20 protein-coding genes are annotated in these 15,969 nt (G+C 66.7%); 13 read left to right on the top strand and 7 right to left on the bottom strand.

Annotated elements, in window-relative coordinates; all coding sequences use genetic code 11:
- Positions 1–13: 13 nt before the first annotated feature.
- The 5 genes from GSE44_RS22225 to GSE44_RS22205 all read left to right on the top strand — a co-directional run bounded on the left by GSE44_RS22225 (position 14) and on the right by GSE44_RS22205 (position 3,882).
- On the top strand, positions 14–889 hold the full coding sequence (locus tag GSE44_RS22225) for a hypothetical protein (protein ID WP_159351033.1): 876 nt from the start codon (positions 14–16) through the stop codon (positions 887–889).
- Between the two features lie 548 nt (positions 890–1,437).
- On the top strand, positions 1,438–1,917 hold the full coding sequence (locus GSE44_RS22220; RefSeq protein WP_159351032.1) for a DUF4172 domain-containing protein: 480 nt from the start codon (positions 1,438–1,440) through the stop codon (positions 1,915–1,917).
- A gap of 212 nt (positions 1,918–2,129) precedes the next feature.
- The gene (locus tag GSE44_RS22215; RefSeq protein ID WP_159351031.1) at positions 2,130–2,792 is read left to right on the top strand and encodes an AAA family ATPase; all 663 of its coding nucleotides are present in this window, start codon (positions 2,130–2,132) and stop codon (positions 2,790–2,792) included.
- Positions 2,793–3,268: 476 nt separating this feature from the next.
- Positions 3,269–3,496, top strand: coding sequence for an AbrB/MazE/SpoVT family DNA-binding domain-containing protein (locus GSE44_RS22210; RefSeq protein WP_159351030.1), 228 nt, complete (start codon positions 3,269–3,271; stop codon positions 3,494–3,496).
- On the top strand, positions 3,493–3,882 hold the full coding sequence (locus GSE44_RS22205) for a type II toxin-antitoxin system death-on-curing family toxin (RefSeq protein WP_159351029.1): 390 nt from the start codon (positions 3,493–3,495) through the stop codon (positions 3,880–3,882). The genes GSE44_RS22210 and GSE44_RS22205 overlap by 4 nt, the downstream gene beginning before the upstream one ends.
- A 91-nt stretch (positions 3,883–3,973) precedes the next feature.
- Here the strand turns inward: GSE44_RS22205 and GSE44_RS22200 are convergent, their stop codons facing one another.
- From GSE44_RS22200 to GSE44_RS26335, 4 genes are all read right to left on the bottom strand, one after another.
- On the bottom strand, positions 3,974–5,110 hold the full coding sequence (locus GSE44_RS22200; RefSeq protein ID WP_159351028.1) for a helix-turn-helix domain-containing protein: 1,137 nt from the start codon (positions 5,108–5,110) through the stop codon (positions 3,974–3,976).
- A 384-nt stretch (positions 5,111–5,494) separates the two neighbouring features.
- On the bottom strand, positions 5,495–6,397 hold the full coding sequence (locus GSE44_RS22195) for a DNA-primase RepB domain-containing protein (RefSeq protein ID WP_159351027.1): 903 nt from the start codon (positions 6,395–6,397) through the stop codon (positions 5,495–5,497).
- Positions 6,397–6,993: a hypothetical protein gene (locus GSE44_RS22190; RefSeq protein ID WP_159351026.1), complete on the bottom strand. Its 597-nt coding sequence runs from the start codon at positions 6,991–6,993 to the stop codon at positions 6,397–6,399. Before GSE44_RS22190 ends, GSE44_RS22195 begins: the two co-directional genes overlap by 1 nt.
- A 73-nt stretch (positions 6,994–7,066) precedes the next feature.
- The gene (locus tag GSE44_RS26335; RefSeq protein WP_268893688.1) at positions 7,067–7,195 is read right to left on the bottom strand and encodes a hypothetical protein; all 129 of its coding nucleotides are present in this window, start codon (positions 7,193–7,195) and stop codon (positions 7,067–7,069) included.
- Between the two features lie 380 nt (positions 7,196–7,575).
- Here GSE44_RS26335 and GSE44_RS22185 point away from each other — a divergent pair, with 380 nt between their 5' ends.
- The gene (locus tag GSE44_RS22185) at positions 7,576–7,758 is read left to right on the top strand and encodes a hypothetical protein (protein WP_159351025.1); all 183 of its coding nucleotides are present in this window, start codon (positions 7,576–7,578) and stop codon (positions 7,756–7,758) included.
- Positions 7,759–7,955: 197 nt separating this feature from the next.
- Here the strand turns inward: GSE44_RS22185 and GSE44_RS22180 are convergent, their stop codons facing one another.
- Positions 7,956–8,636 (bottom strand): hypothetical protein, encoded by a 681-nt coding sequence (locus tag GSE44_RS22180; RefSeq protein ID WP_159351024.1) that lies wholly within the window; start codon positions 8,634–8,636, stop codon positions 7,956–7,958.
- Between the two features lie 285 nt (positions 8,637–8,921).
- On the opposite strand from GSE44_RS22180, the gene GSE44_RS22175 reads away from it, so the two are divergent.
- Positions 8,922–9,488, top strand: coding sequence for a hypothetical protein (locus GSE44_RS22175; RefSeq protein ID WP_159351023.1), 567 nt, complete (start codon positions 8,922–8,924; stop codon positions 9,486–9,488).
- 462 nt (positions 9,489–9,950) lie between these two features.
- A complete protein-coding gene (locus GSE44_RS22170; protein ID WP_159351022.1) occupies positions 9,951–10,481 on the top strand; it encodes a helix-turn-helix domain-containing protein in 531 nt (176 codons plus the stop codon).
- Between the two features lie 376 nt (positions 10,482–10,857).
- Here GSE44_RS22170 and GSE44_RS22165 read toward each other — a convergent pair whose 3' ends face one another.
- Positions 10,858–11,715, bottom strand: a complete 858-nt coding sequence (locus GSE44_RS22165) for a MobA/MobL family protein (RefSeq protein WP_235925063.1) — start codon at positions 11,713–11,715, stop codon at positions 10,858–10,860.
- A gap of 422 nt (positions 11,716–12,137) precedes the next feature.
- Here GSE44_RS22165 and GSE44_RS22160 point away from each other — a divergent pair, with 422 nt between their 5' ends.
- The 5 genes from GSE44_RS22160 (at position 12,138) to GSE44_RS26810 (ending at position 15,657) form a co-directional block, all read left to right on the top strand.
- A complete protein-coding gene (locus GSE44_RS22160; protein ID WP_159351020.1) occupies positions 12,138–12,509 on the top strand; it encodes a hypothetical protein in 372 nt (123 codons plus the stop codon).
- Positions 12,506–13,420 (top strand): ATP-binding protein, encoded by a 915-nt coding sequence (locus GSE44_RS22155; protein WP_159351019.1) that lies wholly within the window; start codon positions 12,506–12,508, stop codon positions 13,418–13,420. The genes GSE44_RS22160 and GSE44_RS22155 overlap by 4 nt, the downstream gene beginning before the upstream one ends.
- Before the next feature lie 105 nt (positions 13,421–13,525).
- Positions 13,526–14,583, top strand: a protein-coding gene (locus GSE44_RS22150) for an IS630 family transposase (RefSeq protein ID WP_159351018.1) whose coding sequence is annotated in 2 segments (ribosomal slippage) — positions 13,526–14,030 and positions 14,030–14,583 — 1,059 coding nt in all. Because the reading frame shifts where the segments join, the coding sequence is not laid out codon by codon here.
- A 51-nt stretch (positions 14,584–14,634) separates the two neighbouring features.
- Positions 14,635–15,147, top strand: a complete 513-nt coding sequence (locus GSE44_RS22145) for a DUF6650 family protein (RefSeq protein WP_159351017.1) — start codon at positions 14,635–14,637, stop codon at positions 15,145–15,147.
- A gap of 171 nt (positions 15,148–15,318) precedes the next feature.
- Positions 15,319–15,657, top strand: a complete 339-nt coding sequence (locus GSE44_RS26810; RefSeq protein ID WP_328799102.1) for a site-specific integrase — start codon at positions 15,319–15,321, stop codon at positions 15,655–15,657.
- On the opposite strand, the gene GSE44_RS22135 is transcribed toward GSE44_RS26810, so the two are convergent.
- Positions 15,611–15,969, bottom strand: a 359-nt coding sequence (locus GSE44_RS22135) for a hypothetical protein (RefSeq protein ID WP_457852181.1), incomplete at its 5' end; no start/stop codon positions are given. The two genes, GSE44_RS26810 and GSE44_RS22135, sit on opposite strands and share 47 nt — an antisense overlap.

Raw genomic sequence — 15,969 nt, 5'->3', positions numbered from 1 at the left:
AGAAGATTTTTCGGTGAAGGGCTTCAATGCTTATCCCGCAGCCGAACTGCTCACCGGCGGTCGTCCCCTCTGGCTGTCTCGAGAACCCCTCTGCCTCTCCATGCTGTGGCGTGAACTTCTCGTCTCTGAGCACGCCGTGAGGGTCATCTCCCCTGTTTTCCGTTATCATGCTGTCATGATGGACGAGCCGCCCTCAGGTCCCGATTCTTCTTCCGCGCGTCGCCTGCCCTGGGAACTGCACCCCTCCCTGACCGAGGAGCGGCTCACGGCCGCGGCCCGGCTCCTGGCGCGCGGCCGGACCGACGCCATAGCCTTCGCGGATCCCTGGGCGGGAGACGATGCCTGGTCGATCGGCTGCCGAGCCTACGCCTTCTCCAAGCACCAGCTCGCGCGTGCGGCGGAGGGCGGCCGCTATCCCTGGCTCGGGGTGCTCGACGAGACCCACCACTTCGTCTTCCTGATTGAGGGTGTGCCGGTCCGCTTCTACCGGGGCGATGCCGAGGATCCTTCCAAGCGCACCCTGCGCCAGCAGGAGAACGAGGCCGAGCAGCTCGCCCTGGCCCTGGGGAGCGACGGCGCTGAGGGGCTGATGTTTCGCCTCGCGGTTGAGACGGAGCCTGACGGGGCGGTGCGCCGCATCGTTTTCCTGGCGCTGAGGGGTGAAGCCGGGCGGGTAGAGTGCTTCTGGCCCGTGCCGCTGGGCGATGGAACCGGACAGCTTGAGGGCCGCCGAAACAGCGGCGGCCCTGTACAGCTGCCGCTCAGTGCGGGAGCGAAGTCACCCGCCCGTTCCCTCCAGGACAAAAAGCGCATGGGAACCCCCGAGATCCCGGCGCAGGCTCGGCGCCGGCAGAGGGCGGTTGAAGGGCTCAGCTTGGAAGGCCTCTAGGTTCTCCGGGTCCAGCTACGGTGTGCGCTGGCGGAGGACGTCTTCGCCTCCCACCATCCGAGGCGAACCGAAGCCCCTTCCCACCCCGTACCTTTCCCCGGGGCGCAGCCCGCCCCCGCCGTGATCAGCCCGCCGCCTCCACCGCCAGACCGGAAGACGAGGGATAATCCAGCGCGGCTCGGCATCAGCGACACCGAAGAAGGAAGGGCTGGCCTCGGCCGACAGCGCTGGCCCCGTCCTGCAGGACCTTCATCAACCCCGCTCGCCGGCCTCCAGAAGCCCTGCACGCCCACTCCAACACCGGCCTCCGATCGCTCAACAGCCGGCCAGCACCGACGCCGGCACCTCGGCCTCCGGCGGAACCTGGATCTCTTCAGCACCGATGCCATCCACGACCAGGGCACCAGCAAATCCGGACAGCCGAGCTCCACCAGCGCGAGGGCCGTGAGTCACGAGGTCCCGCGGCACACCGGCCTCAAGCCAGATCGAGGGACGCCTGCAGCACCCCATTGCATGCGGAGATTACGGCCCATTAATCTCCGCACGTCGTGCGGCGAAAGACGCACATCCACGAGAGGCCGGACTGGCCCGCCTTCCGCTGGGACGGCGCGGCTCCAGCCAACCAACTCGCCGCCGTTCGACACCGCCAGGGACGGCTGCTGGGCCGCATGGCGACACTCGGCTTCCCGCTGCGTGCCGAGGCCACCCTGACGGCCCTGACCCAGGACGCTCCCAAGACGAGCGAGATTGAGGGTGAGTTGCTGGACTACCAGCAGGTCCGCTCATCTCCGGCCCGGCGACTGGGCCTGGAGAAGGCCGGAATCCCGAACTCCGACAGGAGGGCCGAAGCCATCGCCGCCGTCGTGCTCGACGCCATCCGGGCCTTCGACCGGCCGCTGACGGCCGAGCGCCTCTTCGCCTGGCACCACTTCCTGTTCCCCTCCCCCGGCACCGGCCGCTACCCGATCACCGTCGGCGCGTGGCGCACCGACGAGCATGGCGCCAAGCTCGATCGGACTGCGGGATAGAGCCAACAATCACACCTTGTAGTGCATTTTCGGTATGTTTTCCGTGCATCACACGAACGCAGCAGGCCGAGGTACCTCAGACTGCCTATCGAGAGGCTAGGTGCGAGGGCAACTGAGGGCGCCGTCTCATGAGAGGCACGCTATTGCCACCGCCCTCATCCACCCGGTATGTTCAATGCACCGTTTATGCATCGGAGCGGTGCGGTAGAAGTATGGGCAAGATACTGATAGCGGGTGGCATCAAAGGGGGGATCGGCAAGTCCACCCTGGCGGCCAACCTAGCCGTCCTGGCAGCACGTGCTGGTCAGGAGGTGCTGCTAGTGGATGCAGATCCGCAGGAGACTACAGCCACTTGGGCTGCCGCTCGAAGCGAGCAGAGGGGTGAGCTAGCGCCAGTCACTACCGTCTCCATTATCGGCCGGCAGATACGGGATGAACTCCGGCGCCTCTCCGAAAAGTACGGGGTGGTGATCGTAGACGCGGGGGCACGCGATACCAGCACCCAGCGCGCTGCTCTTTCGGTTGCCAGCCTGCTCCTACTTCCCTTCCCTCCTCGCGGTCCGGACCTCTGGACCTTGGATGCTGTGGCTCAGACGGTCAGCGACGTTCGCTCCATCAATGAGGGGCTTCGGGCAATCGCCTTCGTGAACCGAGCAGACCCGATCGGCAGTGACAATGCTGAGGCAGAAGCTGCTTTCGCAGAGCATGGCGAGGTGATCGAGGCGGCTCCGGTGCGGATCGGCAATCGGAAGGGTATCGCGACCAGCCACCTGATGGGGCTGGGAGCCTGCGAAGCTCAGCGGCCAGACCCCAAGGCCGTGGCGGAGTTGAATGCACTTTTTCGGTATGCTTTCAGCATCTCCGATGCACCGTGAATATACGGCAAAGGTCTATCTATGACCCAGACCAGCAAGTTCTCGCGTCCCAGTCGCCAGCAGCCCACCCAGGCTGACATAGACCGTGTGATCGGTGCCGCTGAAACCCGAGACGGTCCCAGCTCGGCTGCTGCCGCAGCCGAGGCTTCTCAAGAACCAGCAGCGGAGTCTCGCTTCACCATGGTTCTGTCAGCGGACATGGCTGAACGTGTGGACAAGGCGAGGAAGGGCGCAGGGGGCATGGCCCGACTAGCCTGGATCCGTCTTGCCATCGCCGAGAAGCTAAACCGAGACGGTGCATGAAAAGCACCTTTAGGACACCCTTTCGGTATGGATTCAGTGCGTGGACGGCATCGCTGGCGGAGAAGTCCTCGGAAGCCGTCCTCGTCGCACAGCACTGAACGTCATCGACGTGATGCCACGGCTTGTCTCCAGCCGGACACCTCCTATATAACGTTCGTTATATAGGAGTTCCTATGCTGAGCCTGAAGGTCACCACGGTTGGCTCCTCGGCCGGCTTTATCCTGCCCAAGGAGGCAATGGCCTTCCTTAAGGTGCAGAAGGGCGACACGCTCTACCTGACCGAGGCGCCGGACGGCAGCTACCGGCTGACGCCCTACAATCCCGAGTTCGAGCGCCAGATGTCGCTCGCCGAGGAGATCATGCACGAGGACCGCGACATCCTGCGCGCCCTCGCGAGGTGACCGCCTGGCGCTGGGTCGGTGCCCAGGTCGTGCACGCGATCCACGACCGACAGCTGACCGAGCATGGCGGCCTGGCCGGCCTGCGCGACCAGGGCGCCGTGGAGTCTGCCCTGGCGCGGCCGGAGAACCTCGCGGCCTATGGCGAGCCGGACGCGGCGGCCCTGGCGGCAGCCTACGCCTATGGCCTCGCCCGCAACCACGGCTTCTCCGACGGCAACAAGCGCACCGCCTGGGTGGTGGCGCGGGTGTTCCTCGCCGACAACGGGTACCGCCTCCGCTTCGACCCGGCCGAGGCCGTCAGGACCGTCGAGGCCGTTGCGGCCGGCACCCTTCAGGAGGAAGCCCTCGCCACCTGGTTCCGGGAGCGGCTGGCCGCTCCGCCCTGAGAGGCGCGTTGCCATGATCGCCACCGGCACATTCTGAAGCTGGCAGCCAATAGGTAGTCGAGGTCGCCTCCTGCTTCCCCCGTACCGGAGCTCAGTGGAGGAAGCGGTTGGGTTTGGCGGGGAGACCCCGGGCCTTCTGAGCTAGGGCTCGGTGCACGCTGAGCCAGGGATTCACGCCCGGCCGGCGTAGCATGGCCGTCACCCAGGCCACCCGCGAGCTGCGGAAGGCGCTCTCGTCCTGCGCTTGGCCCAGCACCACCACCGCCGCCAACGACAGCCGGTCGTGGGCCGGTGCCACCCCTGCCCAGGCCATCCGCGGCACGCCCAGGTGCTGCGCCAGGTAGTCGGCCGCAGCCAGCAGGTCGCCCTCTGTGGGCTTGTCCGGGTCGCGGGCCACTCCGCGCAGAAGCATGGCGAAGTCCGGGCTCAGCGCCGACAGAAGTCGTCCCGCCCGACGCGGTCCGGGCGCTCCCTCTGCCCGACTCGCGACCTCCTTGTTTCCCTCGGATTGAGCGTGAGTTGTCAGGGGTTGGTGCGCCCTCTGAACTGCGTCTTCCCCAAGGCTGTTTACAGAGGATCCTATCGGATCAGGGTTCGTAGTTTGTATGGGGGTGACGTCCGCGTCGCCCCCCCCTGTCTTTTGCGTCCGAGAGGAGAAGGGGAGGGGGGCCACTTCCCGCACCCGCTCAGCCACCTCCAGTGAGGCGCTGCGGCGAGCCTCCCGCCGCGCCCGCGTCCCATCCTCGAAGAGCCTATCGAGCGCCGCATTCAGCTCCGCCGCTCGCTCCACCAGAGGAGCGAGGTCGTAGCCGCACCGGCTGCCGTCCGCTGCCCGCGCCGGGTGGTTCCAGCGGTCCAGGTGACGGTCCAGCAGCTCCAGCGCCCGCAGCTCCGCCACACGGCGGGCCAGGCTGCGCTCGGTGATGCCGGCGATCGCCGCCAGCTTGGCGGCCCCCATCGGCAGCCACGCCCGCCCGCTCGTCAGGGCACCAGCGGGCAGGAACTGGAGCATTACCCGTAGCAGCTCGCGAGAGGCGGGCGTGCCGGTCCTGAGCGTGCCCAGCGCCGTGATGGCGCGGTTCACGAAGACCCGCGCCCGGCCCTCGCTATCGCCAATGGAGGGGGCGCTCGCCGACGTGTGGCCGAGGCTACCGCGCGCCGGGCGTGGGGAGGGCAGGGGAGGGGGCGTGGCCCGGTCGCGGCCGGGCTGGGGGTAGGCGTGGTCCAAGGGTTGTTCTTTCCGTCCAGGGATTGGGTGGACGGGCCGTCGAGGACACGCATCGGGGCATACGGAGGCTTGACTGCGAAAAACGCCGCCCTTACCTTCGTTCTCATCGGAACAGTAGTTTGGTTTGCCCCGCTGCAGACCTCTGGAGGGCTCCCGCTGCCAGGCGGGGGCCTTCTCAGTTTTCGGGCCCGGCGGATGAGTGGGCTGGTGGTTTCGGGTGATTCCTCACATCGAGAGTGCGCCCCAACATCGCGTGAGTCGGCGCCGCGGTCCACACCCCAGCCGCAACACAGGCGTCGCAACTCCGATCCTGCCTCACCTGGGCCCGGGCCTGGATGATCACGGCCCACGGAAAAGCCCCGTTTCTCAGGCTTCCCGCCGTGATCAGCACTCCGTCGTCCGCTGAGCGGCATCAAGGGTCCGAGCCACATAGGCCCTCGCTGCACGACCCATGCCGCCACGCTCCCCAGCCAGGAGCACCGCGCGCACATAGGCCTGCGTCGCCCCCCTGCAGAGGAGGCGGACGGCGACGGCGTGATCCAACCGTGAGTGGTCAAGGATCGTACCAGGCGGCAGCTCGGCGAGAACGCGACGCTGCCCCTCCTTCCACTCAACCTCCGGGGTGCAGGGCCGCAGGCGGGAGCCAGAGGGAAATGGAACGCCGGTCGGGCGCCCTGCGAAAAACCGCGGCGAACCCGGAAGGGGCGACGCGGGACATGCGGCAGCCGCCCGAAGCAGGGCACTTCCCCCCGGATCCACCCCGCCCGGGGCGGCGCGGAGCAGAACGAAGGGGTAGCGCCCGTGCCGGTCCGCATGGATGTCCTTGCGATTGGTGAACCCCGGCAGCCGCCCGACCTGGGCACTCGACGCCGCCCCGGGGTCGCCGTCGAAGCGCCCCGCAGCGAGGCGGGCGGCACCGGAGGAGAGGGCGGGTGTTATCCGGTCCTCCTCCTCAGCTAACCGGAGCCAGACCTGGTGGTTGGCGGGACTGGTGACGACTACGGCTGCAGGCCGGTGGCCGGCCGCTCGCAGGGCGTCCAGACCGTCTTCGTCCAGGTCGTCGATCAGCACGTAGGCCGGCGAGGCGGGCCGAGCGTAGATGTGATGGTCCCTAGCATTCATCGACCGCAGCCACGGGAGTAGGCGCAGGAGCCCCCCTCCCGAGACCTGCCGCCTGAGAGCGGGCCCGTCGCCGTCGGCCGGAACGAGGCGAACGTCGTAGGCCGCGGCGGGAAGGGCGGCCGTCCAGCTTCTGACCGCCTGCTCCGTGCGAAACGTGGCCTCCATCACCCCCCCGGAGTGGCCGGCCCAATGCGCGCGGCGACCAGGGTGGCGCGCCAGCCGTCGGGAGGGGAGGGGAGGGGACGAACGAAGATCCGGTTCTCGAGGCCTGCGAGCGCCTGCTCGCGCATCCGCTGTCCCGCAGGGTGGTGGTCGGAGATCGCGACATTGATGCAGCATGCCCGGGCATTGACGGCAAGGCAGTCGAGTTCGTCGAGCACGTCGGTGTTCCAGTGGCCGCCGAGGCCGACGACCATCATCGTCTCTCCGAGGCCAGCGGGGTTGAGGGCCGCGGCGGCGAGGGCGGCCAGCGCGCCCTCGACGAGGATGATCTCGCAGCCCTTCCAGCGCGGGATGCTCGTGGCGACGAGCCCCTTGCGGGCGCCGCGGGGGTAGTTGACGGCCGGCCGGCCGTTCCGCCCCTCTGAGTAGACCTCCCAGCCAAGGGGCTTCCAGGCACTGTCGATGTGACGGGCGAGGACCCTGTCGGGAGTGAGGCGGATGTTGTGGCTGAAAGGCGTCGCGTCGGCTGGGCGAAGGCCCTGGCGGGCGGCAAAGGAGCCGGTCGGGAATGGGGCGGGATGGGAGTTAATGTAGCTCATGGTGATGATCCTGGGATGAGCACGCGCGGATGCGCTCCGGCACCGGGCGTCGTGCAGGGTGGCTTGCGAAAAATCAGGGCCGGCCGCAGCGCGCCGGGATGGTCAGGCCCGGCCCGGAGAGGCCTTCGAGATCGGGGTCGCTCCGGTCCAGGATCGTGCGGGCGATCGCGGGTGCAGCGGCAAGGGTGAGACGCCAAGCCAAGGCCTCGAGCGCCTGGGCCGTCGACCGGAAGCAGGGGATGGAACGACAGCTGAAGAAGCAGGGCCGCACGCGGCGGGGATGGGAAGGATGTTGGCAGTCGGGTTGGGCATTGACGGTCCTTTGGTGGAGTGCCCTCACCCTTTCTGGATCCCGCATGGGCGGGGGCCTCGGGGGTGGGGCGTGCAAACCGCGCCCCACCCCGAGGCCCCGCCGAGCGGGAACCCTTTATGAATTCTGCCCTTGCGGGGCTCTTCCAGGAGCATCTCTTAGGCCGAGGAACGGACCATTTCCGCTAGCGGCCCTCACGGTTCCCGTCGCCATGCCGTCTCACTCACAGGAAGGTCCGCTATTTGCGGGCCCAAGGAAGGGAGCCGGCGATCGTGCGCCACACCATCAACACCAAGTCCGACCTCGTTGCGTCCGTTGAGGCCGCGCTGCGGCGCCTTGACCGGCTACGGCACGATCGCGTGCCGCTCCTGTTTCTGCAGGACGGGCCGCTGTCCGGCGAGGAAGAGTTCGACCGGCTCCTGGCGACCCACGCCTATCCGGTGTCCTCGAACTGATCCGCGAACACCGCGAGCGGCTCCACTCGCGTAAGGTCTTCCGTGTTGTGCGGATGCACCTCGATGGGGTCGTTGAGCGACGGGGAGCAGGCTGCCCTGCTGCCCCGGATCCGGAGAGCCGACCGTGTTCGCGGCGGATGCCTGAGCGAACTCATCGAGCCACGTCGGACCGATGATGAACGGAACGAACTCGGGGTTCATGCGCAAGGGATCCGGGGATCGGTCCGAGGGTCGGCCGTCGTCACGCTGCCCTGCAGCGAGAGCATGGCGGCGCGCAGGGCCTGCCGCCCCGCTGGGGGAAGGGGCCCCCGCCCGGCCCGGCGTGCTGCGACCGCCTCCCGCTGGGCTCGGGGCAGGCGCTCCGCCGCTGCCCAGACAGCTTGCACCTGGCGCTCGTGCTCTTGGGCAAGGAGGGCATCCTCGGCGGATTCGCCGGGCGACATCAGCGCTCCGACGGAGTGCTCGGTGACGGCATCGGTGAGGGTGATGATGTCCGCGCGTCGGAGCGGGTCCACGCGCCGCGAGGCGCCGCGCTGACGACCGTAACGGGTCCGGATGAGGTCATAGGCGAGACGCTTGGCGGTTGTGGTGGCGATGCTCTCGAGCACGCCTTCCCCCAGGACGGACTCCTGGGTGAGGGGAAGGTCGGCCTGGCAGAGCGTCCGGAACGCTGCCTCGGCGGCCACGTCCTCCAGGTCCGCATCATAGTGGCCCAGGATGATGCGGCTGCGCCTGTAGGCGGCCGCCCAGACGAGACGCCAGGCCTGGGCTAGGAAGAGCGGATCCACCGACTGGAGGCGAGCGATCGAGGCGGCGACCGACGATGCTGAGCCGCTTGTGGCGACGGCATCGGCGATGGGGGCTGTTGGGTTTCGCATGGGGGGTCCTTTGTTGGACCACCCTCACCCTCTGTTCCGCATGGGCGGGGGCCTCGGGGTGGGGCGGCGAACCGCCGCCGCCCCACCCCGAGGCTCCGCCGAGCGGGCTTCTTCTCACTCCTGTCTGGCCACTCCTGTCTGGCCCGGCGGGCTTCTGTCCTGGAGGTCCTCTCCGCGGCGGCGGGACGGTTAGATCTGCCATCCGCCCTCACGTTCCCGGACGTCGTGCCGTCTCGCTTTCAGGAGGATCCGCGCTTTGCGGATCCAGCAGCGGAGCGACCACTCGTGCTCATCACCACCACCACGCCCTCACCCTTTGACACCCGGGAGCTGGTCCTGACCGTCGAAGCCGCGAAGCGGCGCTTCGACCGGCTACAGTGCAATCGCGTGCCGCTCCTGTTTCTGCAGGACGCGCCGCGGCCTGCGGACCGCGACCGAGAGGCCCTCGCGCGCGGGACGGCAACGCGGCGCAACGCGCTCCGCGTCTGGCAGCTGTCCGGCGAGGAAGAGTTGGACCGGCTCCTGGCGATCAACGCCTACCCAGCGCCCCCTTGGACGCTGCTGAACCCGGCTGACAGTGCGGCCGCCCGGATCGAGGCGGGGCTGAAAGCCTTCGGCGATCGGGCAGGGGGAATTGCGGCCGTGGGTGCTTGGCAGCGCGATCCACTGGCCCGGGTGCTTGGCATTCGGCACGCCCCGGGCTGGAACCAGATCCGTCGTCTCGGGGGTCTGGAAGTAACAGCGATCTACCACCCGAGCGGGCGCAATTTCGCCTATAACCCCGGCGGGCCTGGCAGCGCCGCCGTGCCGCTCCTGCGACGGTGGCTGGGTGCTCCGGCGGAAGCATCGTAGCACTCGGAGAAGGAGACGCCAGCGATGACGCCGGAGGATGCGGTTCGTGCGCGCCACGCGTGGCCAGGAGGTGTTGAGACTCCTCCTCTGCGTCGGTTATGGCTTGGCGTGCACGACCCGGCGGTGCGCTCCCAAGCGCCCCCGTACCTTGCTACGCCCGGCTCGTTTCGCGGCAAGAGCCGCAATCTCGAGTTCGGCCAAGCCGATCAATTCGAGATCGTAATCAATTGATTATATGATATAGAACTGATTAGATAAGAGCGGAGCGTGCAAAGTAGGCCTAAGCCATTGAAAATGTGCCTTCGACATGCAGCAGTTTGCAACACTCCCATAACATTTTTACGCAATGTCCTGTTGCATATGTCGCAACATCAGGATGTTGCAATGACCCCCGCAGGTGATTATGGAAGAATCTACTTCCTAATACGCAGATCGCGCTAAAAATTGAGGAAAATAATCCTTGTGACAAGTTTTTCTAGAAGCAAAGAAGATAAAAATAGCGGATTCGTTCAAATGTATGAAGGTGGCTACAAATATCTCCAAGAACTGATTCGAACCAACCCTTCAGCAGCTCGACTTTATCTTTGGATTGCACAACACGCGGATGGTCCTTCCGGTGTAGTTGCCGCTTCTCAAGATGTTATTGCCGACGAACTCAAAATTCATCGGATAACAGTATGGAGACTGAGCAAATTACTCGTCGAAGCCGGAGTGATTGTTCGCATCAAGTTGAGCGGTAGTGTGTATGCTTACGGCCTCGATCCCAACATGTTCTGGCATTCATATCACAACGCCAAGAAGGGCGCCGCGTTCAACACAGGAACGCTCTCGCGGAATACAGGCGGGAATAAAAGTAGCGCTTCGATTGATCGTCGCATCCGAACGAAGGTGAAGATTGAGGGGAAGCCGCCGCTCGAAAGGCCACCAGAAACTTCCGGTGGGTCCGAGACAGACAAGGCCGCCACTCCGCTTGCAAAGATCTGCGCCCAGTAACGCGGCTTGACCGGCTGCAGCCCAGCAACACCCGCCCGTCGAGGGACTTCAGAAGCGCGCGCTTCGCTTCGGCACGCCGGCTACCCGGATTCCTCCGGCAAAAAGTCGCAGCGACTAAGGGCGATGGCCATTACATGCTGGATCTTCCGGTCAGCACGGAGGACGAACCGCTGGAAACGCACGTGGGACACGACCCGACCACGTTCCCATTCCTCATACTTCGACCACCCCGCCTCAAATGGACATCTGGTGTAGGCAGTGATCTGCGCCAGCTCGGTCGCGTCCGGCTCGCCATGGCGCCCAAGAGGAACGTAGCGGCCACCACTATGAGGATGGGAAGAAGAGCTCTCCTCCCCATAAACTCTGCAAGGGGCCATCACCTCGCCGGCCCCTGAAGCCGCCGCCTGGGCGGTGAGGACCTATGCGTCAGGATGGCTTCCGCTGGCGGTGCAGGCGCTGGTGGCTCCTGTTCTGCGAACGATGGCGCGGATGTCGGCGATGACGGTGCGGAAGCAGCGGCGCCCTCCTTCGGCATCACGGGAGCGATGACCGGGCGCACGAACGGGGCAGGCACGGCGGCGGGCAGCCTTCCCGCCTTCGTCGCTGGGAGAGATGGTGACGGCGGCGGTTCTGCGAGCGTCTGTGCGAGCCGCTGGGCTTCTTGGAGGGCTTCATCCTTCGCGGCCTTCCGACGGCGCGCCTCGGCCAGGCGCTCCTTGTCTCGGAGCTTGCCCTTCCGCTCCATGGCAACGGCGTTCGGCCCGATGTGAATTGTCGGTAGCCGGTCCAGCTCTGCTGCCAGGCCCAGGTCGCCACGGGCCAACGCATCCTTCCGCTGCTCCTCCAGGGTGCGCGGGTCCACCTCCACGTCGAGGCCAACCACCGGCATCACCCGGTTCATGGACCCGGCCACCGTCAGGCGCAGCCGCTGGGTCGAGCCTGGCTCGGAGTACGCGAAAAATCTGCCGCCGGTGTGTGGCTCGCCCTCGCGGCGCCCGCGGATATCCTCGTCCACCACCAGGATGTGGAGGTGGATGTTACCCCGCTTTCGATGGAGGCTGGCCGCCACCGGGCACGCCCCGCCCGTGATGTCCTGAATGATGGCTTCCGCGATCTGCAGGTGAGCGGCGTCGGAGCCCTCGTTCGGCAACGCCACCTCGAGCACCTCCACGATCCGGCTCTCGCGACGGCGACGGCGGACATACTCCTCCCGGCCGTTCAGGAAGCTCGTCACGCCCCTCACTCCGTCTGGGATGTTGTGGGTGATCAGCAGTGGGTCCGAGCTATCACGACGGATGTAGTCCCATTTGGCGGAGGCCAAGCCTGCAGCATGGGACTTGGTCACCGTGTCGTGATGGCAGTGGAAAAACATTCGTCGTCGCATCTCGCGCCTCCGTTCGCAGAACGATGGCGGCCAGCGCGACCACCAACGTGTGGGACAAGGGACGCGGCTCCTAAAACAGTCGCCATAAGTGCGCCCTAGTTCCCCTTCTCCTGGAGAATAGTGCGGGCCGGTGAAGATGCGGCATCGCGGTTGGTGCCGTCACCGCCTGACCGCCGGCGTGTCGAAAAACGCGGCGGGAACTTTTGTGCCTAATCGACTCCCGGGCGCGATCGTGAACTATGAATCCGTTCGCTCGCAGCCCTGGAGGTCACATGCAGCGAACAACCACCCCCAACACGGAAGGCCGGCGAGCGGCCACATCTTCGGCCGAGCGCTCGGCCGAATGGCGCCAGCGTGCGCACCAGGCCGGATGGGTCGGAGTGTCCGTCTGGGTGCCGCCTGACCTAGCAGAGAAAATCTTCGCGCTGATCGGGCGTGAGCGGCCGGACCTACCGCGCGCCAGTAAGGGCCGCCTCCGCCAGACCAAGAAGCGCCGACTCCAGTTCACGGAGCTGACCACCAAATCCCCGCCGATGGCTGAGCAGGAGACGGCTCCGGCCGAGCCGCCCACGCCAGCACAACCCTCGCGGCCGCGGCGCTTCAACCTCTCACAAAACCTCATCGATACGGAACCCACGTCATGAACTACATCCCCCATCCCGGCGTGATCATCGTCGGCCCGAGTGCTGGCGGCGTCGGCAAGACGACCACCGCCGAGGTCCTCTTCCTCCTACTGACCCTCATGGGTCTGCGCGTCGTGGTCTACGACGCGGACCCCACCGTGCGCGGGATCTCCGCACGGCTGGGGGGCGCGTCGGTGACCCAGCTGCTTTGGCATGGCCTGGACAATACCGCCCCCGCCATGCTCGCCCGCCTCGACACCGACGCCGACGTGATCCTGGTGGACCTCGGCGCCGGTGGCCTCATGGCTGGCGAGCTGGAGGCGGTGATCGCGGACCTGTTCGCCGGCGCCCGAGAGCGCGGCAGGAGGGCGGTCCTCGCCGCGGTGGCCTCCCCATCCAAGCCCGCGTCGGAGCGCGAGATCGCGCGCCTGCAAGCGATTCTCCGTGACTACTGCGAGTTCTGGGTGGTCGAAAACGACCGTGACGGATCGGCGGACTTCTCCCCCTTCGCCCGCATCGAAGCGCCGCGCTGGCGGCTCGGCTTCCTCGAGCCGGCACTGATGGCCGTCCGCCTCCGCGCGGCTGGCCAGCCGATCCTGAGCCTCCTACGCGAGCCGCCAGACAGTTACGTCCGTGCGACGGCGACGATCGCACACTGGATCGGGATGGCGGCGCGCACCCCAGCGGCTGAGCAGTTGTTGGGGTCGGCCGTGACGAAGATCCTCACCGAGTTGGCCGTGCTGACGAAGGAGCGGCCAACCCGGTGGTACCGCGGTGTCTCCGACGCTTCCGATGCCGCCCTCCGGGCCGACGCGAAGAAGATCGCTGCGCTTCAGACACTCCACCGCATGAGTCCGGATGCGACCGATACGGAGCTCCTGGTGGTGGCCCGCGCCTACGTCGCGGCCTGCGCCCGCCGGGCCGCGATCTAGGGAGCGTGTCCTGGTAATACCAAGTCCCCGAAACCGTGACTCTTGTGGGGGATTCCCCGATGCGGCGGGTATGTGATTCAAGATGGCGAACGCTGGAGGTTCGCCATGGCCATTCCGCTTCGGGGTGACTTCGACGCGGTTCGCCTCCGTGTGGCAGCGCGGCGAACGAAGGATGCGGCTCAGGCCCGGCGCTTGTTGGCGCTGGCTGCGGTTTACGACGGTGCGACCCGGACCGAGGCGGCGAGGATCGGCGGCGTGACGCTGCAGATCGTCTGGGACTGGGTGCTGAAGTTCAACAGCAACGGGCCAGATGGCCTGATGGACCGCAAAGCCCCTGGCCAGCCCTCCCGGCTGACGGACGCCCACCGTGCAGCACTGGCAACCATGCTGGAGAGCGGCCCGATGCCCGCCATCCACGGCGTCGTGCGCTGGCGCCTGGTTGATCTGTGCCAATGGCTCTGGGAGGACCACAAGGTCAGTATCGCCAAGCAGACGCTGAGCCGGGAGTTGCGCGCCCTGGGCTGGCGCAAGTTGTCCGCCCGGCCGCGCCACCATGCCCAGGCTGAGGGCGCGATCGATCTTCTTAAAAGGCCTTCCCCACCCTGCTGGATGAGGTCGCGTGCGAGAAGGGCGTCGAGCCCTCTGCCATAGAGGTCTGGTTCGCCGATGAGGCAAGGATCGGACAGAAGAACAAGATCACCCGCCGCTGGGCCAAGCGCGGTACCCGGCCCAGCGCTCCGCACGACCAGCGCACGGCCTCGACCTACATCTTCGGCGCGATCTGCCCCAAGGAGGGCAAGGGCGCAGCCCTGGTGCTGCCCCACTGCAACACCGAGGCGATGAACCTGCACCTGGCCGAGATCGCCGCTACGGTAGCGCCAGGAGGGCACGCTGTCCTGCTGCTCGACCAGGCCGGATGGCACCTCTCCGACAAAGTCGCGGTCCCGCCCAACATCACGCTCGCGCCGCTGCCACCCAAGTGTCCCGAACTCAACGCCATGGAGAACGTCTGGCAGTTCATGTGGGAGAACTGGCTCTCCAACCGCGTCTTCCGATCCTACGACAACATCGTCGACCACTGCTGCGACGCCTGGAACAATCTCGTCGGCCAACCCTGGCGCATCATTTCCATTGGGCTCCGCGATTGGACATACAGGTCGTGATCAGCGGGACTTGGTATAACAGGACATTATCATAATAGAGGGGAGAAAGAGGTGCGGGGTTTGTTCAGCAAGGGCAAGAAGGTGACGGCGGCCGCAGCCCGTCGGATAACGGGCATCAGTGTGCCCTTCGGCGGCCTTCAGTGGGCCGACCCAGGGCCTTCTCACGGCGAGATCATCCGGAACTTCTTTGCATTCTTAGAGGACCGACGGGTTCTCTACAACGCCGAGCAACTGGAAGCGGTCAGTCAGGTTGGCCACTCCCTCGGCGAGATCCGCCGAGCTTGCACGGAAACGCTCCAGGCACTTCCGGCGCGCGCATTTGCGGTTACTCCGCTCAGCGCCATCCGCGCAGCATGTCGCCGCTTTCAGGATGACCAGCAAGAGGCGTTCCGCTTCTTCGATAATCCGCACGAGCAGCGCGCCAGCCCAGGCTTCTTCACCGCCCTTGGCGCCTTCAGGGCCACCGTTGGTCAGCAGGTTGCCCTTCTCGCGGCGCACTACGATCTCGACGTGGAGGGCGATCTCGCGCGAATTCTTCCACGGCCTGACAAGGATGGGCCTTGAAACAGCTCGCCTCTTCCCTTCCCCCGCCCGCTCCCACGGTGTCGTTCTACCGTCGATCGTAGCGAGTGCTGACAAGCGCGCTGGACTGCGCTTCCTAGAGTTCTTTGCCGTCGCCATCCGTAACCCTCATACGCGCCGCCCGCCGCCGCTGATTTCCCTGCTTGGTGCGAGATGGTGATGGGCATCCGCTCCCTCACTGCGGTGCAGCCCCTCCACGTCGCCACCTGGGTCGAGCAGCAGACCCGGGAGCGCTCGGCGCCGACCGCCAAGCAGCGCCTGGCGGCGCTGCGGCACCTCTTCGACTGGCTGGTCACCGGTCAGGTGATCCCCACCCACCTGGCCGCTTCAGTGCGTAGGCCGCGGCACAGCGCCACCACAACCTCACCAAGCTCGCCAGGGCAACAACAGCCTGACCCGCAGCGGCCGCGCACGTGCGACCAGTGCCGCTCGCTCCCCAACGGCGTCAGTCCGAAATGCGGTTACCGGGACGGGCTCCTAGCCGGGCACTAACTAGGGCCGTCACCTGCGCAAGAGCGTCATGGGTTGCCGCCCACTCGAGCGGCACGCGTTCGCGGGTGCGTTCCTCCAGCGCGGCACGGAAGGCATCGACCGCCTCCTCAAGCCGGGCCGTGCCTGCCTCCCGCTCGCCAAGGGCCGCAAGCGCGTTACCGAGACCCGTCTGGATCGCCGCCCAATCGAGCGGCACGCGTTCGCGGGTGCGTTCCTGCAGCGCGGCACGGAAGGCACCGACCGCCTCCTCAAGCCGGGCCGTGCCTACCTCCCGCCTGCCGAGGGTCAAAAGTGCGTAGGCGAGACCCTTCT

This window comes from Muricoccus harenae (genome assembly GCF_009848505.1).
Taxonomy (GTDB): Bacteria; Pseudomonadota; Alphaproteobacteria; order Acetobacterales; family Acetobacteraceae; genus Roseomonas; species Roseomonas harenae.
This window is presented reverse-complemented; position numbering and strand designations above follow the sequence as displayed.